General features: G+C 46.1%; 20 protein-coding genes. 5 read left to right on the forward strand and 15 right to left on the reverse strand.

Annotation, left to right across the window (positions count from 1 at the left end; translation table 11 throughout):
• Window positions 1-131: 131 nt before the first annotated feature.
• Window positions 132-1,292, forward strand: coding sequence for an FtsW/RodA/SpoVE family cell cycle protein (locus Q0386_RS08085; RefSeq protein WP_299029561.1), 1,161 nt, complete (start codon window positions 132-134; stop codon window positions 1,290-1,292).
• A gap of 168 nt (window positions 1,293-1,460) precedes the next feature.
• A complete protein-coding gene (locus Q0386_RS08090) occupies window positions 1,461-2,483 on the forward strand; it encodes a UDP-N-acetylglucosamine--N-acetylmuramyl-(pentapeptide) pyrophosphoryl-undecaprenol N-acetylglucosamine transferase (RefSeq protein ID WP_299029656.1) in 1,023 nt (340 codons plus the stop codon).
• A 317-nt stretch (window positions 2,484-2,800) separates the two neighbouring features.
• Here Q0386_RS08090 and Q0386_RS08095 read toward each other — a convergent pair whose 3' ends face one another.
• The 10 genes from Q0386_RS08095 to Q0386_RS08140 all read right to left on the reverse strand — a co-directional run bounded on the left by Q0386_RS08095 (window position 2,801) and on the right by Q0386_RS08140 (window position 12,377).
• Window positions 2,801-3,253 (reverse strand): hypothetical protein, encoded by a 453-nt coding sequence (locus tag Q0386_RS08095; protein ID WP_299029564.1) that lies wholly within the window; start codon window positions 3,251-3,253, stop codon window positions 2,801-2,803.
• The gene (locus Q0386_RS08100) at window positions 3,250-3,756 is read right to left on the reverse strand and encodes a PAS domain-containing protein (protein WP_299029567.1); all 507 of its coding nucleotides are present in this window, start codon (window positions 3,754-3,756) and stop codon (window positions 3,250-3,252) included. The genes Q0386_RS08095 and Q0386_RS08100 overlap by 4 nt, the downstream gene beginning before the upstream one ends.
• A gap of 234 nt (window positions 3,757-3,990) precedes the next feature.
• The gene (htpG, locus tag Q0386_RS08105) at window positions 3,991-5,844 is read right to left on the reverse strand and encodes a molecular chaperone HtpG (RefSeq protein WP_299029570.1); all 1,854 of its coding nucleotides are present in this window, start codon (window positions 5,842-5,844) and stop codon (window positions 3,991-3,993) included.
• A 520-nt stretch (window positions 5,845-6,364) separates the two neighbouring features.
• Window positions 6,365-7,261 (reverse strand): hypothetical protein, encoded by an 897-nt coding sequence (locus Q0386_RS08110; RefSeq protein WP_299029572.1) that lies wholly within the window; start codon window positions 7,259-7,261, stop codon window positions 6,365-6,367.
• Window positions 7,262-7,401: 140 nt separating this feature from the next.
• A complete protein-coding gene (locus Q0386_RS08115) occupies window positions 7,402-8,088 on the reverse strand; it encodes a 1-acyl-sn-glycerol-3-phosphate acyltransferase (RefSeq protein ID WP_299029575.1) in 687 nt (228 codons plus the stop codon).
• On the reverse strand, window positions 8,075-9,427 hold the full coding sequence (locus Q0386_RS08120; RefSeq protein WP_299029578.1) for an SH3 domain-containing protein: 1,353 nt from the start codon (window positions 9,425-9,427) through the stop codon (window positions 8,075-8,077). Before Q0386_RS08120 ends, Q0386_RS08115 begins: the two co-directional genes overlap by 14 nt.
• Entirely contained in the window at window positions 9,421-10,086 is a 666-nt protein-coding gene (gene purQ / locus Q0386_RS08125; protein WP_299029582.1) for a phosphoribosylformylglycinamidine synthase subunit PurQ, read from the reverse strand. The genes Q0386_RS08120 and purQ overlap by 7 nt, the downstream gene beginning before the upstream one ends.
• Complete coding sequence (gene purS, locus Q0386_RS08130; protein ID WP_295146912.1) at window positions 10,083-10,343, reverse strand: phosphoribosylformylglycinamidine synthase subunit PurS; 261 nt, start codon at window positions 10,341-10,343, stop codon at window positions 10,083-10,085. Before purS ends, purQ begins: the two co-directional genes overlap by 4 nt.
• A gap of 1 nt (window position 10,344) precedes the next feature.
• Window positions 10,345-11,061, reverse strand: coding sequence for a phosphoribosylaminoimidazolesuccinocarboxamide synthase (gene purC, locus Q0386_RS08135; protein WP_299029585.1), 717 nt, complete (start codon window positions 11,059-11,061; stop codon window positions 10,345-10,347).
• A gap of 11 nt (window positions 11,062-11,072) precedes the next feature.
• Entirely contained in the window at window positions 11,073-12,377 is a 1,305-nt protein-coding gene (locus Q0386_RS08140) for a S41 family peptidase (RefSeq protein WP_299029588.1), read from the reverse strand.
• A 177-nt stretch (window positions 12,378-12,554) separates the two neighbouring features.
• On the opposite strand from Q0386_RS08140, the gene Q0386_RS08145 reads away from it, so the two are divergent.
• Window positions 12,555-15,128, forward strand: coding sequence for an AAA family ATPase (locus Q0386_RS08145; RefSeq protein WP_299029591.1), 2,574 nt, complete (start codon window positions 12,555-12,557; stop codon window positions 15,126-15,128).
• A gap of 183 nt (window positions 15,129-15,311) precedes the next feature.
• Here Q0386_RS08145 and Q0386_RS08150 read toward each other — a convergent pair whose 3' ends face one another.
• A complete protein-coding gene (locus tag Q0386_RS08150; RefSeq protein ID WP_299029594.1) occupies window positions 15,312-16,376 on the reverse strand; it encodes a tyrosine-type recombinase/integrase in 1,065 nt (354 codons plus the stop codon).
• A 167-nt stretch (window positions 16,377-16,543) separates the two neighbouring features.
• On the opposite strand from Q0386_RS08150, the gene dsrO reads away from it, so the two are divergent.
• Both dsrO and Q0386_RS08160 read left to right on the forward strand, forming a co-directional pair.
• On the forward strand, window positions 16,544-17,284 hold the full coding sequence (gene dsrO, locus Q0386_RS08155; RefSeq protein WP_299029597.1) for a sulfate reduction electron transfer complex DsrMKJOP subunit DsrO: 741 nt from the start codon (window positions 16,544-16,546) through the stop codon (window positions 17,282-17,284).
• A 10-nt stretch (window positions 17,285-17,294) separates the two neighbouring features.
• Entirely contained in the window at window positions 17,295-20,294 is a 3,000-nt protein-coding gene (locus Q0386_RS08160) for a molybdopterin-dependent oxidoreductase (protein WP_299029600.1), read from the forward strand.
• A gap of 143 nt (window positions 20,295-20,437) precedes the next feature.
• On the opposite strand, the gene Q0386_RS08165 is transcribed toward Q0386_RS08160, so the two are convergent.
• The 4 genes from Q0386_RS08165 to pta form a co-directional block, all read right to left on the reverse strand.
• A complete protein-coding gene (locus Q0386_RS08165; RefSeq protein WP_299029603.1) occupies window positions 20,438-21,376 on the reverse strand; it encodes a DUF3137 domain-containing protein in 939 nt (312 codons plus the stop codon).
• Between the two features lie 62 nt (window positions 21,377-21,438).
• Complete coding sequence (locus Q0386_RS08170; protein ID WP_299029605.1) at window positions 21,439-21,594, reverse strand: hypothetical protein; 156 nt, start codon at window positions 21,592-21,594, stop codon at window positions 21,439-21,441.
• A 73-nt stretch (window positions 21,595-21,667) separates the two neighbouring features.
• On the reverse strand, window positions 21,668-22,867 hold the full coding sequence (locus tag Q0386_RS08175; RefSeq protein ID WP_299029609.1) for an acetate kinase: 1,200 nt from the start codon (window positions 22,865-22,867) through the stop codon (window positions 21,668-21,670).
• Window positions 22,867-24,252 (reverse strand): phosphate acetyltransferase, encoded by a 1,386-nt coding sequence (pta, locus tag Q0386_RS08180; protein ID WP_299029611.1) that lies wholly within the window; start codon window positions 24,250-24,252, stop codon window positions 22,867-22,869. The genes Q0386_RS08175 and pta overlap by 1 nt, the downstream gene beginning before the upstream one ends.
• Window positions 24,253-24,293 lie beyond the last annotated feature (41 nt).

Genomic DNA, 24,293 nt, shown 5'->3' on the forward strand with positions numbered 1-24,293 from the left:
TTAAGCCGACGAAGGCAAGACGAGGCGCTAAATTTAGGCTCGATTTTTTAGGCTTAAATTTAAAGATTAACATCTTTGTAAGTCATAGTTAAGTAAAATCGGCCTTTAAATTTAACTCGGGAAAGGGAAAAATGCAGGCGGATAAGTGGATATTTTACTCTTGCGTCGCGCTCATTGCTATAGGTATCGTTTTTTCACTATCCTTGCCCGTTTTTACCGTGCTTCTTTTTAACTACGAGCCTTATCATTTTTTTATCAGACAGCTTGTCGTGGGAGCGATCGGGATATTTTTGATGTGGGGTATTTCGCGGCTTGACCCTGATAAATCCATGGTCTGGATCGGCTTTTGTCTGTTTGGCTTTTGCGCTATCGCGATGGGAGCTATGCACGCGCTACCTAGTTCGCTGGTTACCGATGCGGGCGGAGCCAAGCGCTGGATACGCTTGCCGGGCTTTTCTCTAGCGCCTGTTGAGTTTTTTAAGATCGGTTTCGTTTACTTTTTGGCATGGAGTTTTGCACGCAAGATCGACGGTAGCAAAAAGAGCCTAAAGCAGGAATTTAAGCTCATTTTGCCTTATATGTTTTTGTTTTTGATAGCCGTTTATCTCATCGCCATCCTTCAAAACGACCTCGGCCAAGTCGTCGTTTTGGCGCTCACGCTCATCGTTATGATGCTTTTTGCCGGTACTAGCAAGCGGCTTTTCGTCATCGGTATGGCGGGTGCTTCAGTGCTTGCTTTTGTAGCTATTTTTACGTCAGAACACCGAATTTTACGTATAAAATCATGGTGGGGCACGGTGCAAAACATGGTTCTTTCGCTAATGCCGGAAAATATGGCAAATATGTTTCGCGTCGAGGGCGTACCTGAGCCATATCAGATCTCACATTCGCTAAATGCCATAAAGCACGGCGGATTTTTCGGCGAAGGACTTGGAGCGGGCGTTTTTAAGCTCGGATTTTTGAGCGAAGTGCACACGGACTTCGTACTTGCCGGTATAGCCGAGGAAGTCGGGGTGCTGGGGATACTTATTATCACGTCGCTTCTTTTGATTTTGCTTTTCCGCATCTTTCGCGTCTCCTCAAGGAGCGAAAACAAGGTCTATCACCTCTTTACGCTCGGCGTCGGACTTCTCATCTCGTTTTCGTTTATCATGAACTCATACGGCATCACCTCGATCACGCCCATAAAAGGCATCGCCGTACCGTTTCTAAGCTACGGCGGCAGCTCGATCCTAGCGCTTTGCATAGGGGTCGGCATGGTGCTGATGGTGAGTAAAAAAGTAAAAGATTGAGCTTAAATTTGACTTGCGGCATGATAAAGCAAATTTGAGCATTCCAAATTTAACGGCAAGGAGTAAAATTTGACGTCTGAAAATTTAAAAGACAAACAAATTTCGGCTGAAATTTCGCCGTCAAATTTGACTAGCGTCGAAGCTCAAAACAAAACCAAAAGCGGTGCTATCGTTATCTGCGGCGGCGGTACGGGCGGACATCTAGCCGTCGCAAAAGCTCTGAACGAGGAGCTGGTTTCGCGCGGATGTAGGACGATATTTGTAGGCTCAAGCAGCGGACAGGATAAGATGTGGTTTGAAAACGACGCCGCATTTAGCGAGAAATTTTTCTTGCCTAGCAGCGGAGTCGTAAACAAAAAGGGGCTAGGCAAGCTTTTTTCGCTTTTTAATATCCTAAATTTAGCCTTTAAATGCCGCAAAATTTTTAAGACCCAAGGCGTAAAAGCCGTCGTGAGCGTAGGCGGATACAGCGCGGCGCCTGCGGCATTTGCGGCGATTATATCGCGCATGCCGCTTTTTATCCATGAGCAAAACGCCGTGATCGGCAACCTAAACAAGCTCTTAAAACCGCTTGCAAAAGGCTTTTTTAGCTCGTATTTTAAGCCTGTTTTTAGCTATCCCGTCGCGGAGAGATTTTTTAGCGCGGCTAGGCTTCGCAGCGAGCTAAAAACGGTCATATTTTTAGGCGGTTCGCAGGGTGCGGCGGCGATAAATTCGTTAGCTTTAAAGCTGGCTCCCGTTTTTAAAGAAAAAGGCGTAAAAATCATCCATCAATGCGGCAAAAACGCGCTTGAGAGCTTGCAAGAGGAGTATAAAAAGCTTGCTCTTGGCAGCGATGAGCTTGAGCTTTTTGACTTTGATCCTAAAATAGAGCTTAAGATGAGCCGCGCCGATCTGGCGATAAGCCGCGCAGGGGCGGGTACGCTGTGGGAGCTCACGGCAAATGCGTTGCCTAGCGTATTCGTGCCTTATCCTTACGCCGCAAACAATCATCAAGTTTTTAACGCTAAATTCCTCGTGGATCAAAATTTGGCCAAATTTTGCTTTCAACAAGGCGGCGAAATCGATGCGAATGAGGTGCTAAATTTGATAAACGAGATAGATATAGCGCGAATTTCAAGTAAGCTTTCCAAGCAGATAGATAACGGCGGTGCACGGAAAATAGCGGATGAAATTTTAAAAGATATTTAAAATTTACGGCAGAGCGTTAATTTTAAATATCTTTGTACTTTGTAAATTTTAAAATTAGTTTATAAAATCGTCTTTATTCTCGCAGTTTGTAAACTAGATAATGATACACGAGTTCACTTGTCTTTAGGCTCTGATTGCTAAATATCGGCCCAATCATTGCTGCAATCTTATCGCAAACGCTGATTATCTCGGCTAAAAGTAGCTGATCGCCTCTGCTTTTTGCTAAAAAAACAGAGTAAAATAAAATTTATACGCCATCTTAAACTCGCCCAAAATCACATTTGAGATGATACTAGCCTGCATTTTTAGTAGCTTATCTAGTCTTGATTGCGCTTTGAGAAGTACCGCAAGCTGCGTTTTGACGGCACGCAGACGAGTAGCGCGTCATTATTAAAGAAGCTTCGTCTTTTGTATTTTTGCATGATGGCGCTTTGAGCTTGCAAAAGCTCGGTTATATCCTTGATATTTTTCGCAGCGACTTGGAGTTTGTGATTCGCCGCCGTGCTTATGCCGTTTTTCTCGCTTTTTAGCGATATCTCTAGCAGGATCTGCGAGAGATAGGCGCTGACGTTAGCATAATAATCCTCGTTGTCAAAAACGGCCGAAAAATATCCGCTAGCCTTTGTCCCTCGCTCTTTGACGGCGCTTGCTAGAGCGCTAAACTGCGCGGCGCTCATGATCGCTTCTTGCGGTTTGATGTCCATTTTTTCAAGCTCGTTAAGCTCGTTTTTTAGCTTAATTATATCGCCTGAGATAGGATGCTGCCTCATATCTGTCCTCGCTGAAGTTTATGTACCAACTCGTCGTAGCTGACGCCGGCGCCGGCTAAAATTTGTCCCAGTAGCTTGCCCGAAGCCTCCATGCCGCCGCCTTTTTCGGCCTCAAGTAGTTGCTTATATACGCCTTCGATAAATTTTACGCCATCCGGGTTTGGCTTGCGGCGAACGGAGTAGTAGCCGATGATCTCGCCGTTAGCATCTAGCGAAGCTGTAATGTTAGCAAATACCCAGTAAAAGCCGCCGTCAAAGCTCTTGTTTTTAACGAACGCAAATATCTCTTGTTTTGCCTTGATACGCTCCCACAGTAGCTTAAACACGATGCGCGGCATATCAGGGTGTCTGATGATGTTGTGTGGCTTGTGCAAAAGCTGATCTTGCGCCGCGCCGACGATCTTTAAAAACGGCTGATTGCAGTAGGTTATCTTGCCCTTGACGTCGGTTTTTGATACGATAAAATCTTCTTCTTTTACGAAATGTTCCTTACTTTCGCTCACTTTATACCTTAAATTTTTTGGTAATTATAACCAAATATTACGCAAATGTAGCTTACTCGTTTTTTCAGCTTAGATGGCAAACGTCTGCTAAATCAAATTTGACGCCGTAAATTTAAAGGATATGGCGAGTGGATTTTGGAGTGCAAATTTGAGCTTAAATTTAAAAAAGCTCGGCGACAAATTTAACTCAGCCGCCGAATCGAAAATAAAATTTAAGCCCCAAAAGGCTTAAATTTAGATCGCTTTTAGCAAGATTTTAGTTAGCTTTTTGCTAAATGCCGACGGATCGTCGATCGCGACGCCTTCGTTTAGCTTGGCCATATCTAAAAGTAGCTCGGCCGCATCGCAGATCATCGCCTCGTTTTGAGATAGCTTTTCAAAGAGCTCGTGCTTTGGGTTTATCTCCAGTATCGGCAAAATTTTGCCCGCATTGTGCCCCATCTGCTTTAGCATCATCTGCGTAGCGTAGTCGGGATCGTTTTTATCATAGACGATGACGGCGGCGCTTTCGCTTAGACGTGAGCTTAGCTTCACGTCCTTGACCTCGTCTTTTAGGATCTCTTTCATCTTGGCTAGCAGCGCGGCGAATTTACCCTCGTCGGCTTCGCTTTTTTCGGGCTTGATCTCTGCGTCGATATCGGTGTGATTTACCGCTTTTATCGGCGTTTTGTCGTAGTCTTGAACCATCGGCATAACGATAGAGTCTATCTCCTCGTCCATGATGAGCACTTCTATTCCTTCAGCCTTAAAGCTCTCTAAAAGCGGCGAATTTCTTAGCATCGTTTCGTTGTTTCCGCTGATGTAGTAGATCGATTTTTGTCCCTCTTTCATCGCCTCTTTGTACTCTTTTAGGCTGATTAGCCCGTCGCGTTTGCTTGATTTAAAGAGGCAAAGGTCTAAAATTTGCTCCTTTTCGCTGCTAAATCCGTAAAGCCCCTCTTTGATCACCTTGCCGAATATTTTATAAAATTTGATGTATTTTTCCCTATCTTTTTCTTTTAGCTTGGCTAGTTCGCCCAGGATTTTCTTGACGCTTTGCTCCTTGACGCTGCGCATTATGCTGTTTTCTTGCAGGATTTCGCGGCTGACGTTTAGCGGCAGATCCTCTACGTCGATGATACCTCGGACGAATCTAAGATAAGGCGGCAGCATCTCTTTGGCATCGTCGCTGATAAATACGCTTTTGACGTATAGCTTCACGCCGCTTTGATAATCCACGCGAAATAGATCAAACGGCTCGCTAGCCGGTACGAAAAATAGGGTAGTGTACTCGATCTTGCCCTCGGCTTTTGTGTGAACGTAGAGTAGCGGATCTTCGCTATCGTGCGAGATTTGCTTATAAAAGTCATTGTAGTCGGCCTCTTTTAGCGCGCTTTTGCTCATTTTCCAAAGCGCCGAGGCCTTATTTATCTGCACGTTTTTGGTCTCGTACGAGCCTTCTTTTTCGCCTTCTTTAGGCGCTACGTACTCTTCTTTATCCGCAAATATCGGATACGGAATGTGGTTGGAGTATTTTTTGACGATGTTTTCTATGCGGTAGGGCTCGGCAAACTCGTCATCTTTTAGATAAAGCGTGATCGAGGTGCCGTGACCTTCTTTTTGCGCAGAGGAGATTTCGTAAGTTTTAGCGTCCGAACTCCACATAAAGGCCTCTTCGCCAACCGCCTTTTTGCTCACGACCTCGATCTTATCCGCGACCATAAACGCCGAATAAAACCCGACGCCAAACTGTCCGATGAGCGCGCTATCTTTTTTAGCTTGACCGCTTAGTTTGTCCAAAAAGCCCTTCGTACCGCTTCTAGCGATGGTGCCGAGGTTATTTATCAGCTCATTTTTGTCCATGCCAATGCCGTTATCGCTGATCGTTAGCGTCTTTTTGTCCTTATCTATTTTGATATCGATTCGCGGAGAGTAGCTTAGACTTTTGTATGCGTCGTCCGTGAGGCATAAGTAGTTTAGCTTATCTAGCGCGTCGCTTGCGTTTGAGATGAGCTCGCGCAAAAATATCTCTTTGTTCGAGTAAAGCGAGTGTATCATCAAATTTAACAGCTCGTTTACTTCGGTTTGAAATTCAAATTTTTCGCTCATTTTTTCGTCCTTTGTTTTTAAAATTTTTAGCAGATTATAGCACAAGGTGCTAAGAATATCTTTAAACTTGATACGATTACTATCAACTAATCTAAAATTTGTTTCTCAAATTTGAGTGCTTTTTCTATCCGCTTAAAGTAGATTTTGCCCGTGTTGTACATTTTGGCGTTAAATATAAAAGGCTTAAAAAGTCGGTCGCAATACTCGCCCAGCTCGTCGTTTACGCGGCGCGGGTTTTGCCGTAAAAAATCTAAAATTTGTTTATCTGCTCGCTTGTGGCATTTTCGTCGTAGAAAATCCTAAAATCAGGCACGGATTTTGGTTGCCGGCAAACCTTGACCGCTTCATCTTGCTCTAGCGCAAAAAGCAGCACAAATAAAAAGAAGTAGGGCGAGCGGCAAAAATCGTAAAGAAATTTTCATCGTTTTTATCCTTTTGATTTACATCCGCCGCGATCAAATTTGAGCCTTTTAAAGCACAAATTTAAAATGGTTTCACACCACATGCTCGCCGCGCTATACTATTTAACTTCGTTTATCAGTCTTAGACTCTCTTTTGCGTCGTAATGCATCGCCTGTTTTTTGAGATTTTCGCACGAAGTTCGTAGCTTTTCATCTTTGCAAACGCCGTTTTTTAGCAGAAATTTAACCATATCCTCGCTGTCTAAGATCGCGGCTAGTTTTGTAAAAATTTCCAGCTCTTTGGTATCAAATTCGCTAAGCGGTTTAAATTTTAAAAGCTCCTCAAGGTAGCGCATTTTATCGCGGTAAAACTCTATAAATTTTGCGGTTTTTGTAAACTGCCTTATTTTTGGATCAAGTGGAGCGTTTGCGATCGGCGAAGCGCCGTTTTGACCCATAAAAATAGCTATCCCGCCAGCCACGCAAAGCATCGTTTCTTTGTCGCCGCGCGCGCCTTTGCTAAGAAGGTGGCTAAAAATCTCAAACGCTTCGGCACTGCAAGCCGTGCGCAAAAGTTCGGGCGAGCCAATATCCGCGCCGTTTGCCACGAGTAGGTCGATGAGGCGTATCGACTCTTTTTGATCAAATTTATATTTGCCGTCAGGGTTTATGCCAAGTGCAATAACCGCGTCAATAGGCGTGAAAATCATAAATTTGTAGTTTAGATCCGGCTTAAATTTGAGTGTCTTTTTTATACGTTCAAAGTCAAATTTGCCCGTTTTTATGATTTTTACGTTGTAGATAAACGGCGAAAAAAGACGGTCGTTAAATTCGCCAAATTCATCATTTACTCGGTGCGGGTTTTGCGATAAAAAATCTAAAATTTGATCGAGCCCTGCGTCTATTTGTTTGTTCGTAGCATTTTCATCGAAAAAGATCTCAATGTATGGCTCAGGCAAATTTGAAGCGAACAAAATTTGAGTTAAAAGCATAAAGATGGCGGCGAGCTTTTTCATAAATGCTCCTAAATTTACGGCTTTTACGAGGCGGTCAAATTTGGCTAGCGGATTTAAGGGCTAAATTTGCTAGCGGTAAATTTGACTCAATTTAAGGTTAAATTTACGCACGAGGCAAATTTGCGGTAAAAACAGGCGTTTTAGACCGCCGCTTTTTGCCTCTCGTTGTCGAGCGTTTCTTGCATTTTAGCTCTTGCGTTTTCTAGCCACTCAGGGTCGGCGGTGTCGATGATATCTAGGCAGATGATTTTGATTTTGCCGTTTTTAAAGCTAAAATTTTTCACGTCCATGATGTCTGAGCCCACGATCACGATGGGCTGGATTTTTAGATTTAGCTTGTCGGCGATGATTTTTGCGCCGCCTTTAAACGGCAAAAGTTCCTTTGAGTGCGAGCGCGTTCCCTCGGGGAAAATCGCCAGTACGCGCCCTTGTTCGACGCGGTCTTGTGCGTCTTTTACGAGCTTGATGAGGGAGCGTTTATTCTCGCGCTCGACCGAGATCATCTGCGGCACGTGGATGATTTGACCGATCACTGGTAGATCGGCGATCTCTTTTTTAGCGATCCAGCAGAGATTTTTAGGATAAATTTCTTCTAAAACGACGATATCTAGCATGCTTTGGTGATTCATGATGATCATATTCGCCCGCTCGTCGAAGTTGCCGACGACTTCGAGTGAATAAAAGCCAAAAAGCCGCTGGCTCCTACCCCAAATTTTTCTCACGCCGTGAATGTGCTTTTTAAAAAGCCACATAAAAAACACGACCAAAAGTATACTGATGAGAAACTCGACCGCGAAATACGCGGCCTTTATCCTAGAAAATATCATCTTTTTTTACCCAGCCTATCTTGCTGTCGTCTAGTAAAATTTTGACGTAGTCTCCGCGCTCGCCGAGGATCTCGATCTTTTCCTCCGCTTTTGAGGTATAAAATACGCTCGAGTTTTGCGTAGGCAAAATTTTTACGTTTATATTTTGCCTTAGCGTCGCGCCGCCAAACGGGTTATAGCTATAAAGGATATAAGCTCCAAGGCCGACCACGACGACGAGGAATATCGCGTCACGCTTAAACAAAAACGTAATCAAAAATATACCAAAAAGCGCGTAAACTCCGATATTTTTGTAAATTTCAAATTTGCTTTGCTTTGGATTTAATCCGATTTGCGTGCTGATCTCGTCATCCTCGACGACGACCGGGAGCGAAAAGCTCACGAAATCTTTTTTAGCGAGGCTAAAGTAGTTAAAATCTATCGAGGTTTTTTCAGGCGAAAATATCGCGAAATAATATCCGCTTTGTGCGTCAAATTCGCCGCTCGTGGAGTCCACGCCTTGCTTGATGATATCCTTATCCTCGATGAAAAAGTCCGCGATGTTGCCTTTTTGCGCGTTTACTTCGACGATCATGATGAGATTTTTATCGTCGAATTTATTGGTTTTATATTTTTTGACTTCGAGATTTTGAGCGACGACGTGATTGTATTTCTCGCCGCTTTTTAGCGCTACGATTTTAGGTAGCGAAAGCGTCAAATTTGCCGTCTGGAAAAACTCGCCGTTACGCTTTAAATTTACAGTGATTTTTGGACTTTTTACGGCCTCGGCGGAGGCCTCGGCGTAAATTTGAGCTTTATAAACCCCTTTGCCGTCGTTGTCCCAGCGTAAATTTGAGCTTAGCCATTTTAGATTTTCGGTTTCTGGCAAGATAGTTTGCAAATCAACCGCGATATTATCCTGGATATCGACCGAGAGCGTAAAGCTAAAAATTTGTCCGACGTAGACTTGCTTTGGCGCGTTTAGAGCCTTGATGATGATATCGTTTGGCTGCACGCGCTCGTAGAGCTGGCTGTCTTTTAAATTTAGCTCTGGCTCGTTGGTTGGCGCGATATTTTGCGGGATAGGTTGGCGTAGATGCGTGCCGCCTTGGTTGCTTACGGTTTGGCTTTGCGCTACGGGGGTTCTGTTTTGAGTAGCCGTACTTTGCGTCTGGCTTGGAGTTCTGTTTTGTGCGCTCGGCGCTCTGTTTTGTAAATTTGGCTTTTGTGTTGGCATTTGCGGAGCGGGCTTGATCACTTTTTGACTTTGCTCGTCGCCCATCATATCAAACACGCTAGGCTCAGTGGCCCCGCAAGCTAAAACAAATATAGTAAAAAAGGCTAAAAAGGGCTTTAGCAAACTAGCCCTTTTAGCATCTTTAGTCCATCATCCGTGCCTAAAAACTTCTCGCAGGCGCGCTCTGGGTGAGGCATGAGGCCGAATATCTTTTTGTTCTTATCGCAAATTCCGGCTACCTCGTCGACCGAACCGTTTGGATTTAGTTCTGCGCCGTTTGCGTCGCAGTATTTTAGCAGCACCTGATCGTTGTCGTAGAGGTCTTTTAGAGTCGCTTCGTCGGCGTAAAAGTTACCCTCGCCGTGAGCGATCGGGATATTTACGATCTCGCCGACGCTCAAATTTGATAGAAATTTATTTGCGTTTGAGATCACTTTTAGGTGGTGATATTTTGAGATGAAGCTTAAATTTTCGTTTCGTCTCATCGCGCCTGCAAGCAGTTTTAGCTCGCACAGCATCTGAAAGCCGTTGCAAATACCAAGCACGTATCCACCTTTTTGGGCGTGTTTTACGACCGCGTTCATCGCGGGGCTAAATTTAGCGATAGCTGCCGTGCGCAAGTAGTCGCCGTAGCTAAATCCGCCCGGAAGCACGATAAGATCGGCATTTATTTCGCTTTCTTTATGCCAGATTATCTGTGTCTGGCAACCCAAAAGCTCAAAGGCGTACTTTGTATCTTGCTCGCAGTTCGTGCCTGGAAACAAAACGATGGCGACTTTCATTTTGCGCTCTCGCATTTATCGTTCAAATTTATCTCGTAGTCCTCTATGACGGTGTTTGCGAGTAGCTCTTCGCACATTTTGGTGAGCTCTTTGCGCGCTTCGTCTTTGCTTGCGGCGTTTATATCAAGTACGATTTGTTTACCTATTCGCACGCCGCTTACGTTATTAAATCCAAGCGAGCCGAGTGCGTGTTCGACAGCCTTTCCTTGCGGGTCTAAAACGCCGTTTTTTAGGGATACGTTGATGATAGCTTTCATTTTAAACCTTAGATAAAATTCTTTTTAAAACTTCTTCGTAGGCGACTTTTACGTTGCCAAGATCCTGGCGAAATCTATCTTTGTCGAGCTTTTCATTCGTAGTAGCGTCCCAAAAGCGGCAACTATCTGGGCTGATCTCGTCTGCTAGCACGATATTTCCGTCTTTATCGATGCCAAATTCCACTTTAAAATCAACCAGTTTCAAATTTCTATCTGCGAAAAATTTAAACAAGATAGCGTTTATCTCGCGCCCCATGTGTTTTAGCCTATCAAGGTCGTTTTCGCTCTTGACTAAGCCCATGATTAGGCAGTGCTCGTCGTTTACGATCGGATCGTGTAGGTCGTCGTTTTTGTAGTAAAACTCCACTAAAGGAAACGGCAAAACCGTACCTTCTTTTATAGCTAGGCGTTTTGTTAGCGAGCCGGTGGCGATATTTCTCACGACCACTTCAAGAGGGATGATTTCGCATTTTTTCACGAGCTGCTCGGTGTCGCTTAGGGTTTCGACCAGGTGAGTTGGGATGCCTTTTCCTTTTAAAAGATGAAAAAGCTGCGTCGAAATTTTATTATTCAGCGCGCCTTTGCCCGCTTCATTACCTCTTTTTTGCGCATCAAAGGCGGTTAGATCGTCTTTAAATTCCGCTATGAGCAGGTCCGCATTGTCCGTTGCGAACATCTTTTTTCCCTTGCCTTCGTAGATCAGCTCTTTTTTTTGCATTTTTGTACTCCTTATTTTAGCTGTAAAATTTTGATCGCGTCAATCGCCGATTTTAGTTGTATATCGTCGTTTACGTTAGCCTCGGTTATTATAGCTTTATTATCTGTGATTTTTGTAGTGTTTTTGTCGCTATTTGCGTCTATTTTACTCAGTTCGTTGGTTAGGTGTTTTTTTAGTTCACTCTCTTTTATAGAAAACGCATTCTCGTCCTGCTGCGGTACCTTGCCTGGAAATACGACGATATCAGGCTCAACGCCCGTTGCTTGGATAGTGCGGCCGCTAGGCAGGTAGTAGCGAGCTATCGTTAGGCGGATAGCCTCTTTGTCATCGACTGGTAGGATGATTTGTACGCTGCCTTTACCAAATGTCTTTTCACCGATAACGACGGCTCGTTTATGGTCTTGCAACGAACCGCTTACGATCTCACTCGCGCTCGCGCTTCCGCCATTAACTAGTACCACAAGCGGTAAATTTGTGATTTTATTTGCTCTCGCGGCTTTAAATTCGCTGTTTTCGCTCTCGTTTCTGCCTTTTTGAGATACGATCACGCCGCTATCTATAAATAAATTCGTTAGCCCGACCGCTTGGTTTAAAAGTCCGCCCGGGTTATTTCGAAGGTCTAGTACGATACCTTCTGCTTTTGGATATTTTTTGATAAATTCCTCGGCCTTTTCGGTTACGTGCTTGTCAAAATTTGTCACGCGAAGATAGAGGATGTTGTCTTTTTCAATCATCTTTGCGTAAACAGACTCAACCGATATGATGTCGCGTACGAGCTTGACGTCAAACGGCTTTTGCTCGCCTTTTCTCACGATGGTTATCGTGATAGGCGTCTTTGGCTTACCGCGCATTTTATTTACAGCTTCATCTATAGTAGTGCCTAGAGTCGCGTTGCCGTCGATGCGCAGGATGATGTCGCCGCTTTTTATACCGGCTTTATCAGCAGGCGTATTTTCGATAGGCGAGATGACCGTTAGTGCGCCGTCTTTCATACCGACGGTTATACCAAGGCCGCCAAATTCGCCGTTTGTCTGCACTTGCATATCTTTAAACGCCTTTTCGTTTAAAAATCCCGAATGCGCGTCAAGGTTGTTTAAAAGCCCCTCTATGGCCTTATCCACGATCTCTTTAAACTGCAAATCATCAACATAATATTTTTCGATAGTAGAAATGGTTTTTGTAAGTTTTGAGAGCGATTGCAGTTTAGAATTTGATCCGTCCTCGGTGGCTTTAGCATTTAAATTTGCGCTAAAAACCGCTCCGAAAATCATCGCACCCGCAACGCTCGAAAACAAAAACGTCTTTTTTTTATTCAAAGTTAATCTCCTGCCTTTTGAGTGGGGGTATTTTAGTTAAATTTGCCTAAAAATAGGATAAAAGAATTAATAAAATTTAATTTTATTTTGTAAGTATTTATATTAAATAACTTAGATAACTTGACAATAATCGACTAAAGTTATATAATACGGTCAATATAAACTAAAGGAGAAAAAATGGCGAATTTAGGCGAAAATTTAACCGCACAAATGCAAGAGCTGGTAGAAAAGGGCGTCGCGCTAGCGATACACGCGAAAAATCCGCAAACCTTTCCGCTTCATTTGCTTTGGGCGCTAGTCGCAGATAGCGGCTCGCTACTAAACCAAGTCTTTAATAAAATGAACGTGAGCAAAGACGCGGTGGAGCTTGAAGTAAAAAGCAAAGCTGCACAGCTACCCACAAGCTCAAACGTCAGCAAAGAAAACGTGCAAATTTCAAAAGAGCTCATAAACTCGCTTGAAAGCGCAAAAGCCCTGATGGTGAGCCTGGGGGACAGCTATATCGCGGTGGATACGTGGATTATCTCGGCGCTTGAGTTGCCTGAGATCAAACAAATTTTAGGCAAATTTACAGATGTTTTAGAAATCCGCAAAAATTTAGAAAGCATAAGAGCAGGGCGCAAGATAGATAGTCAAACAGGCGACGAGACGCTAGACAGCTTGGAGAAGTACGGCATCGATCTCACCGCAAAGGCGCTAAATAAGGAGCTAGACCCAGTCATCGGGCGCGACGAAGAGATCACGCGCATGATGCAAATTTTAATAAGAAAAAGCAAAAATAATCCTATTTTATTAGGCGAGCCTGGCGTGGGTAAAACAGCTATCGTCGAGGGTCTCGCGCAAAAAATCGTGGCAAAAGACGTGCCTACAAGCCTGGCAAACAAGCGAGTGATCGCACTTGATATGAGCGCGCTGATCGCGGGCGCGAAATACCGCGGCGAGTTTGAGGACAGGTTAAAAGCCGTCATAAACGAGGTAAAAAGCGCGGGAAATATCATTCTTTTTATCGACGAGATCCACACTATCGTGGGTGCTGGAGCCAGCGAAGGCAGCATGGACGCGGCAAACATCCTAAAACCCGCGCTTGCTAGAGGCGAGTTGCATGCCGTGGGCGCAACGACGCTAAAAGAGTACCGCAAGTATTTCGAAAAGGACGCCGCGCTGCAACGCCGCTTTCAGCCAATCGACGTAAAAGAGCCTAGCGTAAACGAAGCGCTTCAAATTTTACGCGGTATAAAAGAGCGCCTCGAGGTGCACCACGGCGTGACGATCACCGATAGCGCGCTAGTTGCGGCGGCAAAGCTAAGCGACCGCTACATCTCAAACCGCTTTTTGCCCGATAAAGCCATCGATCTCATCGACGAGGCTGCAGCCGAGCTAAAAATGCAAATAGAAAGCGAGCCGTACGAGCTAGCCCGCATCAAGCGCGAGATCGTGACGCTGCAAGTCGAAAAAGAGGCGCTAAAAATGGAAGACGAGGCCAAAAACGCGGCTCGCCTAACCGAGATAGAAAAGCAAATCGCCGACCTAAACGAGCAAAAGCACGCCCTTGACGGCAAATTTGAAAATGAAAAGGCGGTTTTTGGCGGCATCTCAAAAGCAAAAAAAGAGATCGATAGTCTAAAAAGCGAGGCCGAGATAGCGCGTAGAAACGGCGATCTGCAGCGCGCGGCCGAGATAGAATACGGCAAAATTTTAGAAGCGGCCAACCGCCAAAAAGAGCTCGAAAAAAAATGGGACGAGATGAAAAAGGGCGGCGTGCTACTAAAAAATCAGGTCGATGAGGAGTTGGTGGCTGAAATTTTAAGCAAATGGACGGGAATTTCAGTAAGCAAAATGCTAACTAGCGAAAAACAAAAATACCTAATGATCGAGGAGCATTTGCGAGAAAGCGTCGTCGGTCAGGATGCCGCACTACACGCTCTAGCAAGAGCAATCAAGCGAAACAAAGCCGGCCTAAACGAGGGCGCGCGTCCGATCGGATCGTTTTTATTTTTGGGGCCTACGGGCGTTGGTAAAACGCAGTCGGCAAAGGCTTTGGCTAAATTTTTATTTGACGACGAGCGCGCGCTCATACGCTTTGATATGAGCGAATACATGGAAAAGCACAGCGTCTCTCGCCTGCTCGGAGCGCCTCCTGGATACGTGGGCTACGATGAAGGCGGACAGCTGACCGAAGCCGTGCGCAGACGTCCGTATAGTGTTATACTTTTTGACGAGATCGAAAAGGCTCACAAGGACGTGTTTAACGTGCTTCTAGGCATCCTAGACGACGGAAGGGCGACTGATAATAAGGGCGTGACGGTCGATTTTAAAAACACGATCATCATCCTCACGTCAAATATCGCGTCAAATTTTATCATGGATTTGCAAGGCTCGGAGCGCGAGCAAGCGGTCAAAAACGAGCTTAAAAACTACTTTAAACCCGAGTTTTTAAACCGCCTTGACGATATGATAATCTTTAATCCGCTCGATGAAGACGGGCTAATAAAAATCGTAGATATAATGTTTAAAGAGCTTGAAAAAACACTGCAAAATCGCGGTATAAAAGCAAGCCTAAGCGAAGAGGCTAAGAAATTTATCGCGGGTGCGGGCTTTGACATCGTTTACGGTGCTAGGCCGCTTCGCCGAGCGCTCTATGAGCTGGTCGAAGATCCGATAGCCGATATGATCCTACGCGACGAGCTTGAAAGCGGCGACGAGATCGTAGTCGGCAGCGATAAAGAAAAAATAACGATCTCTAAAATTTAACCCAAATTTGCGGTCGCGTTTTTAGCGCGGCCGTTTTTCGTCTCTCGTCAAATTTCTTAAATTTAACTGTGCGATCATCTCAACTCGCAAGCGGCGAGTAAATTTAGATAAATCTCAAATTTACCAAGCCTTTACCTTGCTAACCAGCAAATCAAATTTGCCAAAACCGCTCAAATTTAGCGCCTACTCTCCGCTTAGCTCCTCGGCTACCTGCGCAGCAAGCTTTAGCTTTTCGCTATCAAAATGCGTATAAATTCGCGAGGTGTTTAAGCTCGCATGCCCGAGCGCTTCCTGCACTAAAACGAGATCCTTTTGCTTTTTATAAAGCATCGTGGCAAAGGTATGACGCAGCATGTGAGCGCCGTTTTTTTCCTTACGGATGCCCGCTTTAAAGAGGATCTGCTCGACGATGCGGCTCACGTAGGCCTGCGTTAGGCGCGTGCCTTTTTTATTGATAAAAAGATAGCCTTCTTTATTTATATAGTTTATCGCGATCGCGTCCAGATGGGCTTCGATAAGGCGGCGCTTTATCATGACGACGCGGTATTTGTTTCCTTTGCCGTGGATTCTTATGACGTAGAGCTCGCCGTCCTCGGCTATATCTTTGCGCTTTAGATTTAGCGCCTCGCTCACGCGGATGCCGGTGAAAATGATAATTTTGATGATGAGCTTGTTGCGATTGGCGTTGCTTTTAAACTCCGCGTTTTCGATCGCTTCCAAAAATCTCTTGACCTCATCCTCGCTCATAAATTCAGGCAGTTTTTGCCCGCGCGCTCCGCCCACGCCGCCCCAGTTTTTTAGCCCGATGTCAAAGACGTGCGCCTTGCCGTCCTCTTCGTTTTGCTTATCCAAAAATGCGAAAAAATTTATCACGCTTATGCGGTAGTTTTTCTTACTCGCGTCGCTTAGCCCGCCCGTGACGCTAGCTAGCACCTCGCTTAGCAGCTCTTCGTCGATCTGCTTTAGGCTCTCTAGCTCGTAAAATTTGAGCGTCTCGAATATCTTTTTAAGCGGATTAAAATATGTATTTATACCCGTTAGTCCTGCGTTTCTAGCCGATTTTACGAGGCCGTCGAGCTGGTCGATATTTTTTATCTCACGGCTAAGGGCGAAATTTACGCTTGCTAGCGCCTTTGGGTCGCGAAGCTCTTTGTTTGAGAGCGAGCTAAGCTTAAATTTGACGTATCTAGTCAGCCAAAACATAAACGAGTTTTCAAAACTATCTTTGCAATCAAGCGCGTATTTCAAGATATTTTCCTTAAATTTATAAAAATTTGAAAAGCATTATAACCAAACGCTTCTAAAAAATAAATTTTTGGGTAATCTGAAAAATACTTTTAATCAAAATATTAATATTATCATTTAAGTTAAGTTATGATAAAGTTACGAAACCATTTTGATTCAAAGGAGAAAAAATGCAATCAACGCTAGGTTCGCGTCGTAGCTTTATCGCTGCGGCGGGTGTTTTTATCGCGGCGACCGCGCTTAGGGCCACTCCGAATACTTTTGAAAAAACCAAAGGTCCGCGCTACGGCATGGTCATCGACCTCACGCGCTGCGTCGGCTGCCAGTCGTGCACGATGAACTGCGCTATGGAAAATAACGTCCAAGCAGGCGCCTTTAGGACGATCGTTTCGGAGTACGAAGCTAGCGACAAAGACGGCAACCGCGCCGTTATCGCCTCGCTGCCGCGCCTTTGCAATCACTGTGAAAATCCAGCCTGTATCGACGTTTGTCCGACGGGCGCGAGCTACCAAAGAAACAACGGTATCGTCAAAGTAGATAGCGCCGAGTGCATCGGCTGCGCGCTTTGCGCCGAGGCCTGTCCATATCACGCCAGATACCTTAGTCTGCAGACCTACAAGGTCGATAAATGCACCTTTTGCGATCACAGACTGCGCGAGGGATTGCTGCCTGCGTGCGTGGAGACCTGTGTCGGCGGAAGCCGCATAATAGGCGATCTAAACGACGAAAACTCAAATATCAGAAAATTTTTAGCCGCTCACGAGACGATGGTGCTAGATAGTCCGAAAAACACGCATCCGCAGGTTTTTTACTACGGCGTGAGCGAAATTTTGGCTAAGAACGACAAGGAACTGGCGGCTAAAAAAGGCTACAAACAAGCGATCAGCTGGAGCGAAGAGATCGCGCTGTAAGGAGAAAATAATGCAAAGACGAGAATTTCTAAAAAATGCGGCGATGATCTCGGCCGTAGGCGCGACCGCTGCGGTAGCGGACGACGCTGCTAAAATAAAAGACGACTATAAACCGCAGGGTAGCTCGCTACAGCCCGAATTTAGCGTAAAAGACGGCAAAATTTCGATGAACGACGGCCATAGCGTGGTATTTTCTATGTGTCACGGCTGCGTGGCAAAGTGCGGACTGCGGCTACACGTGGACGAAAAAGCAGGCCGCGTACTAAGATGCACGGGCAACCCATACCATCCGCTATCAAACGTGCACTGGGCGAGCTTTGATACCTCGATAAACGACGCACTGCTAGCAACAACGGCTAGCGGCGAGGACGATCGGCGCGCTACTGTATGCGCTAGAGGCGCGGCGCTACCGGAGATGATAGCTTCGCCTATTAGGATTTTATCGCCGCTAAAGCGAGTAGGCAAAAGGGGCGAGGGTAAATGGAAAAAGATCAGTTTCGAACAGCTCATCGAGGAGGTCGTCGAGGGCGGGGATCTTTTCGGCGAGGGGCACGTGGACGGGCTTAGAGCCATACACTCAGACGAGCTCATCGACGAGGCAAATCCAGAATACGGCACCAAGCGCAACCAGCTTTTGAGCTTTTATCTCTACGACGGACGCTCTGATATCGTCGATCGCTTTATCAAAAAATCATTCGGCACTATAAATCACTATTCGCACGGCGGTATCTGCGGCGGCGGCTTTAGAGTCGGTGGCAAGATCGCGCACAACGCAAAGGGCTTTGCTCACACCAAACCCGACTACGAAAACTCCAAATTTACCATCTACTGGGGCACCTCGCCCGCAAACGGCGGAAATCCGTTCCAAAAGCAAGCCAAAATGGTCGCCCACGCAAGAAGTACAAACGATGACTTCAGCTATGCGGTGGTAGATCCGACGCTCACAAACGCCGTCAAATTCGCCTCCTCCGATAAAGGCCGCTGGATCGGTATAAAACCGGGCACCGACACTGCGCTTGCTATGGCGATGATACGCTGGATCATCGAAAATGAAAAATATGCCGCAAACTACCTCATGCAGCCAAATTTAGAGCAAGCAAAGCTAGCCGGCGAGATACACTGGTGCAACGCCACCCACCTAGTCATCACGCAAAAAGGCCACGCAGACTACGGCAAATTTGCGCTCGTGGGCGACGAGTGGCAGGTCTGCTCTCAAAGCGGCAAAATCCAAAGCTACAAGATAAACGAGCCGGCTAAGCTCTACTATAAGGGCAAAATTTTACTTAACGGCAAAAAAGTCGAGGTCAAAAGCTCGATGCAGCTACTAAAAGAATCAGCCTACAAACACAGCCTCAAAGAGTACTCTAAAATTTGCGGCGTGAGCGTAGACGATATCCTCTGGCTGTGCGAAAATTTCACCAAAAACGGCAGGCAAGTCAGCACCAACGTCCACGGCGGCATGATGCACACGCAAGCGGCGATGAGCACGTACGCGATATTTTGCCTAAATACACTCATGGGCACCTACGGCTACAAGGGCGGCAGCGTAAACGCAAGCGCGGGCACTCACGAGTTTTTAAAGGGTAGATACGATCTGGAGAGTTTCGAGGGCGCATACAAGCCAAACGGGTTAAATTTATCCCGCTCGGGCAAGTATTACGAAACGAGCTCGGAGTTTAAACGTAAAGTCGCGGCAGGCGGTAGCGGCTATCCTGCACAGCAGCCGTGGTATCCTATCTCGATGCCGCTAGTAAACGAAACTCTCACCAGTCACGCCGCGGGCTATCCGTATAAAGTAAAAGCATTTATAAACTACATGACGAACGTCGTCTACGGACAGGCGGGACTCGAGGTTGCGGTACTCGACGCGCTAAAAGATAGCAAAAATTTACCGCTTTTTATCGGTATCGACGCCTTTATGAACGAGACCAACGCCTACGCCGACTATATCGTACCAGACGGCGTAAATCTTGAAAACTGGGCGCTTCCAAACTCGCTTTGGGGCACGATAGCTAAAACCTCGGTCGTGCGCTACCCGGCCGTTACTGCCAAGCAAGACCGCGCCGCAGACGGCACGGTGATCGACGTGGAGGCCTTTTATATCGCGGCGGCAAAAAGGCTCGGGCTAAAAGGATTTGGCAAGGGCGCCTTTAAGGATAAAGACGGAAAACCGATGGATCTGGATACGAAGGAGCAGTATTACGCCGCGGCGCTGGCAAATTTGGCCTTTGACGGAGATGGCGTAAAAGATATCAGCAAAGAGGACTTGAAGCTTAGCAAAATTTCAAAAACCATGAAAAAGCTCGAGCCGTTTTTAAAAGACGAGGAAAAAGCAAAAGTCGCGCACGTGCTGGCAAAGGGCGGTAGATTTGACGATTACGAGGGCGCGTATGCGGGCGATAAAATGACGGTAAAAGTGCCCGCCGCTACGCCTGCCGCGATCTACTACGAGCCACTTGGCGGACACAGACACTCTATCACGGGCAAGTACATGCCGGGCACTCCGACTCTAGCTCTTGCGGTGGCTAGCGACGGCACTCCGCTAGAAAAGTTTTTCCCAAAATCGGAGTGGAAATACCTCGTAAGCTCGAGAAAATCAAATATCCAGCACTACTACACGATCGTTAGTCCAAAGCTACGCGCTATACATCCAAAAAATTTCGTAAGGATCGCCGAGGATATCGCGAGCGAGCAGGGCATCAAGACGGGCGACAAGGTCAAGATCACGACGCCGTACGGTTCGCAAACGGGCGAGGCCTTCGTAACAAACGGCGTTGCTAGCGGCGTCATCAGCCTCGAGCACGGTTTTGGGCACGATGAGTTCGGCGCTAGAGTGCATTTTATCGACGGCAAACCGGCCTTTTGGCTAGAAAGCGCGGAAAAGGGCGTAAATCACAACAAACTAGGCCTACTAGATCCGAAGCGAAAGGGCAAATTTAGCCTAAACGACTGGTTAGTGGGCACCTGCGCTAGACAGGCGCTACCTGCAAATATCCGTAAAATCGGCTAAATTTAACGCGGCGGCCCCGGCTTAGCTGGGTCGCCGTTAAATTTGACGTTTCGGCGGTAAATTTAAAGTAACGTAAAATTATCGCGGACGGCGTCAAATTTGCAGTATTTATAAGACAATCCGCGCAAATTTGACAGCAAAATTTATCGATAGATATCTAAGCTCAAATTTAGTTCATCGATGACGCTAAGCATCTGCCTGACGTATCTTTGCTCGCGGCGAGCCTCGGCGATGTCTAGTTTATCAAAAAGCCGCCCCTCGAAAAAATTTCTCCTACTAAAGCAAAATAGATAAAATTTGTTATCCATAAAGGCCATGCTGGGCGATTTTAGCGTGTTTTTGTAGGCTTTTAATATATTTAGCTTGCCCATAAACGCAGGCGTCAGCAGGTATCTAGCCTCTATCTTATCCGTCGTAAAAACTCTAAAATTTTCATTAAATTTGACGTCGTCGAGCAGCTCTTTGTCGCCTAAAAATTTAGTATTGAAATCCTTACTCACGGCGACCGTTTTGCCGCAAAATTTCTTATTAAATTCGCAAACTAGCACGCTACCTTTGAAGTCCGAATACTTGTCAAACGCATACTTTAGCAGGACGAACGCGGCGACGTATTTGTTATTTACGCGCGGGTATTCGCGCTCGTGATTGATGACCTCGCACAGGCTAAATTTGACGCCTTTATATACGCCGCGTACGCTATCTTCGCTATAAAATGTGCTCGGTCTATAAATCCCCGCCTCGTCAAATTCGCTCTGCGAGATGCCGCCGTAAGCGCTATACGTAAAGCTCTCGTCGATCTCGCCGATGAGCGCGCGGACAAAAACTTCTTTGTAAAATTCGTTGTATTCGTCCTGCGCTTTGCCTATGTTTTTTAGCTTTGCGGGCACCCAAAATAGCAAACAAAAGAACAATATCAATAAAACAAGGGCCGCTCCGCCGCCTAGATCAAAAATCTTAAGCGCCGCAAAAAGTAGAGCAAAAAAGCCGACGCAAAAGGTGATAAAACCAGGCGTTCCAGCCGCTGTAGCTCGACACTCTTTTTGTTTTTTTACGGTTAATAAAAACGCTTGCGAAAGGGTCATTTGGTCGCTTTTGATTAAATTTTACGTAAATTTTGACCGAGCGCGGCTTAAAATAAAGTGAATCAGGCGAGTAAATTTGTGCGAGTATTTTTAAATTTGAGAGATTTGGAGTCAAATTTGACTCGGCGCAAATTTTGAAATTTGCCGCCGTTTTTGAGCGTAAATTTGAGATCAAATTTGACGAGCCCCAGAAGCGACTCGTCAAATTTGCAGGCCACAAAGTTTGCTAAATCAAAGAGACCCGCCGAAAGCTTACTACCACGTGCAGGCCACACAGACAAAAGCTCAAATTTAGAGATTTTCTATCACCCGTTTTGTTTCTAGCGCGATTTCTAGCTCTTCGTTAGTAGGCACGACGAGAGTTTTTACCGCTGCGTCAGGGGCACTGAGATCTCGTATACCGCCGCTTGCGGCAAAATTTAGCTCGTGATCGATCTTTATACCCATGTGCGTGAGATCGTTGCAGATTTTCTCGCGACTATACGGAGCGTTTTCACCGATACCACCGGTGAAAACAACCGCATCCACTCTGCCCAAAACCGCGTAATACGCGCCGATATATTTTTTTATACGGTAGCAAAACATCTCAAATGCTAGATGTGCGCGCTCGTCGCCACCTTGCATCTTGACGACCACTTCGCGCATGTCGTTTGAGCCGCAGATGCCTAGCAGTCCGCTTTTTTTGTTTAAAAACGCGTCTATGCCCTCAGCCGTGAGCTCGCCTAAATTTAAAAGATAAGTAAGCACCGCAGGATCCATATCGCCGCTTCTAGTGCCCATTATCAGGCCTTCTAGCGGGCTTAAGCCCATCGAGGTATCGACGCTTTTACCCCCTTGCACGGCACAGGCGGAGGCTCCGTTGCCTAGGTGTAGCGAGATAGCGTTAAATTTCTCATACGGCACGCCTAGATGTTCGGCGGCTTTTTTGGTCACGTAGTGGTGCGAAGTGCCGTGAAAGCCGTATCTACGGATATGCAGCCTCTTACAAAGATCAAAGGGTAGGGCGTAGCGGTAGGCGTACTCGGGGATAGTTTGATGAAATACGGTATCAAAAACGACGATGTGAGGTACCTTTTTGCCACTCTCTTGCATCGCATTTCTTATGCCCGCTAGGTGGCCCGGGTTGTGAAGGGGTGCCAGCACGGAGTTTTGCTCGATTTTGGCGATCACGTCAGGGGTGACTAGAGCCGAGTCGCTAAAGCTCTCACCGCCGTGCACGATGCGGTGCCCGATGCCGTCTAGCTCGCTAAAATCATGCAGGATATTTGAGCTAGCAAACAGTCGCCTCATCGCCTCAAGCCCCTCGTGGTGGTCTTTTAGCGGCGCACGCTCCTCGTAAATTTTATCCGCGCTAACGTCTTTTAGTTTGGCATAGGAGCTTGCTTCGCCGATCTTTTCTACTAGGCCGCTAGCGATGACACGGTTATCCGCCATATCAAAAAGCTGAAATTTAACCGACGAGCTACCCGAGTTTAAAACCAAAATTTTCACTATTTTTCTCCTTCATTTGCGGCTTGTATCGCGCTGATTAGGACGGTATTTACGACGTCTCCCACGCCGCATCCGCGGCTTAGGTCGTTTACCGGTTTTTTTAGACCTTGTAGCACGGGCCCGACGGCGACACAGTTTGCGCTTCGTTGCGCGATTTTATAGCCGATATTGCCTGCGTTTAAATTTGGAAATATAAAAACGTTCGCGCGACCCGCTACGTCGCTGTTTGGTAGCTTTTTGCGCGCTACAGCCGGATCTATGGCCGCATCGTACTGTACGGGAGCTTCGATTTTTAGGGCTGGAGCTAGATCGTGTGCTATCTCGCCAGCGCTTCTAACCAGATCAATATCAGCGCCGCTGCCGCTATCTCCGCTAGAGTAGCTTAGCATCGCTACCAGCGGCTCCAGTCCAAAAGCACGCGCCGTATCCGCCGATGCTAGCGCGATTTGCGCTAGTTGCTGGGCATCCGGGTTTGGATTTATCGCGCAGTCCGCGTAGATCAGGATCTCCTCGTTAAAGCACATTATAAACGAGCTAGAAACTAGCGGGCTATCCGGGCGCGTTTTGATAATCTGAAGCGCTGGGCGGATGGTGTGCGCCGTGGTCGTGTTTGCGCCGCTCACCATGGCGTGGGCTAGCCCTTCTTGTACCATCATCGTAGCAAAATACGTCCTATCTCGCACAAGCTCGCGGGCTTGTTCTATGCTTACGCCCTTGCTTTTACGAGCCTCAAAAAGCGCGGCGGTTAGGCGATCTGCGTACTCGTTTTTTTCTAAATTTATAAATCTCGCGCCGCTTAAATTTACGCCTAGTTTTTCCGCTTCAAATTTAACCTCGTTTTCGTCGCCCAAAAGGATCAAATTTACCGCGCCGCTTTTTAGTAAAATTTCACTCGCTCTTAGTATCCGCTCGTCTTCGCTTTCTGGCAAAACGACGGTTTTTTTATCTTTTGCAGCTAGTTTAAATAGCGAGTTTTCAAAGCGCAAAGGCGTGATGATATCTTGTTTTGCATTTAAAATTTCATCTAAATTTCCGCTTACGATCAGCTTTGAGTTCCGCGTAAAAAAGCTCAAATTTTCACAGCAAAAAACCGGAATGTTTAAATTTCTAGCGATTTGTAAATTTAACTCTATTTCGCCGATATTTGCTATACTTTGCGCTGGTTTAACGAGTACAAAATCAGCGCTATCGACCAGGCGGTCAAATTCATTTATCGCGCTTTTAAAAAACTCACGCTCGCTGCCGTTTTCAAAGGCTTTTTTGGCATTTTCGAGTCCGCAAAAGTCATTGATGGGGTCAAAAACGGCTAAATTTTTAAATTTTGCTGATATAATTTCGTAAATTTCTTGAAAATTCGCGCCAAGCGCAAGGATAGAATCGGCCATAATTTTCCTTTTGGAACTTGATTTGCTTATTTTATCGTAAA

It is taken from the genome of uncultured Campylobacter sp., from assembly GCF_938045625.1.
Lineage (GTDB): Bacteria > Campylobacterota > Campylobacteria > Campylobacterales > Campylobacteraceae > Campylobacter_A.

What these genes read in the sequence shown, in the direction of transcription:
- Q0386_RS08085 (WP_299029561.1), top strand. Translation starts at nt 132, where the DNA reads ATGCAGGCGGATAAGTGGATATTTTACTCTTGCGTCGCGCTCATTGCT.
- purC (WP_299029585.1), bottom strand. Translation starts at nt 11,061, where the DNA reads ATGCAAAAAAAAGAGCTGATCTACGAAGGCAAGGGAAAAAAGATGTTC.
- Q0386_RS08115 (WP_299029575.1), bottom strand. Translation starts at nt 8,088, where the DNA reads ATGATATTTTCTAGGATAAAGGCCGCGTATTTCGCGGTCGAGTTTCTC.
- Q0386_RS08095 (WP_299029564.1), bottom strand. Translation starts at nt 3,253, where the DNA reads ATGAGGCAGCATCCTATCTCAGGCGATATAATTAAGCTAAAAAACGAG.
- Q0386_RS08165 (WP_299029603.1), bottom strand. Translation starts at nt 21,376, where the DNA reads ATGACCCTTTCGCAAGCGTTTTTATTAACCGTAAAAAAACAAAAAGAG.
- purS (WP_295146912.1), bottom strand. Translation starts at nt 10,343, where the DNA reads ATGAAAGCTATCATCAACGTATCCCTAAAAAACGGCGTTTTAGACCCG.
- pta (WP_299029611.1), bottom strand. Translation starts at nt 24,252, where the DNA reads ATGGCCGATTCTATCCTTGCGCTTGGCGCGAATTTTCAAGAAATTTAC.
- Q0386_RS08145 (WP_299029591.1), top strand. Translation starts at nt 12,555, where the DNA reads ATGGCGAATTTAGGCGAAAATTTAACCGCACAAATGCAAGAGCTGGTA.
- purQ (WP_299029582.1), bottom strand. Translation starts at nt 10,086, where the DNA reads ATGAAAGTCGCCATCGTTTTGTTTCCAGGCACGAACTGCGAGCAAGAT.
- dsrO (WP_299029597.1), top strand. Translation starts at nt 16,544, where the DNA reads ATGCAATCAACGCTAGGTTCGCGTCGTAGCTTTATCGCTGCGGCGGGT.
- Q0386_RS08160 (WP_299029600.1), top strand. Translation starts at nt 17,295, where the DNA reads ATGCAAAGACGAGAATTTCTAAAAAATGCGGCGATGATCTCGGCCGTA.
- htpG (WP_299029570.1), bottom strand. Translation starts at nt 5,844, where the DNA reads ATGAGCGAAAAATTTGAATTTCAAACCGAAGTAAACGAGCTGTTAAAT.
- Q0386_RS08110 (WP_299029572.1), bottom strand. Translation starts at nt 7,261, where the DNA reads ATGAAAAAGCTCGCCGCCATCTTTATGCTTTTAACTCAAATTTTGTTC.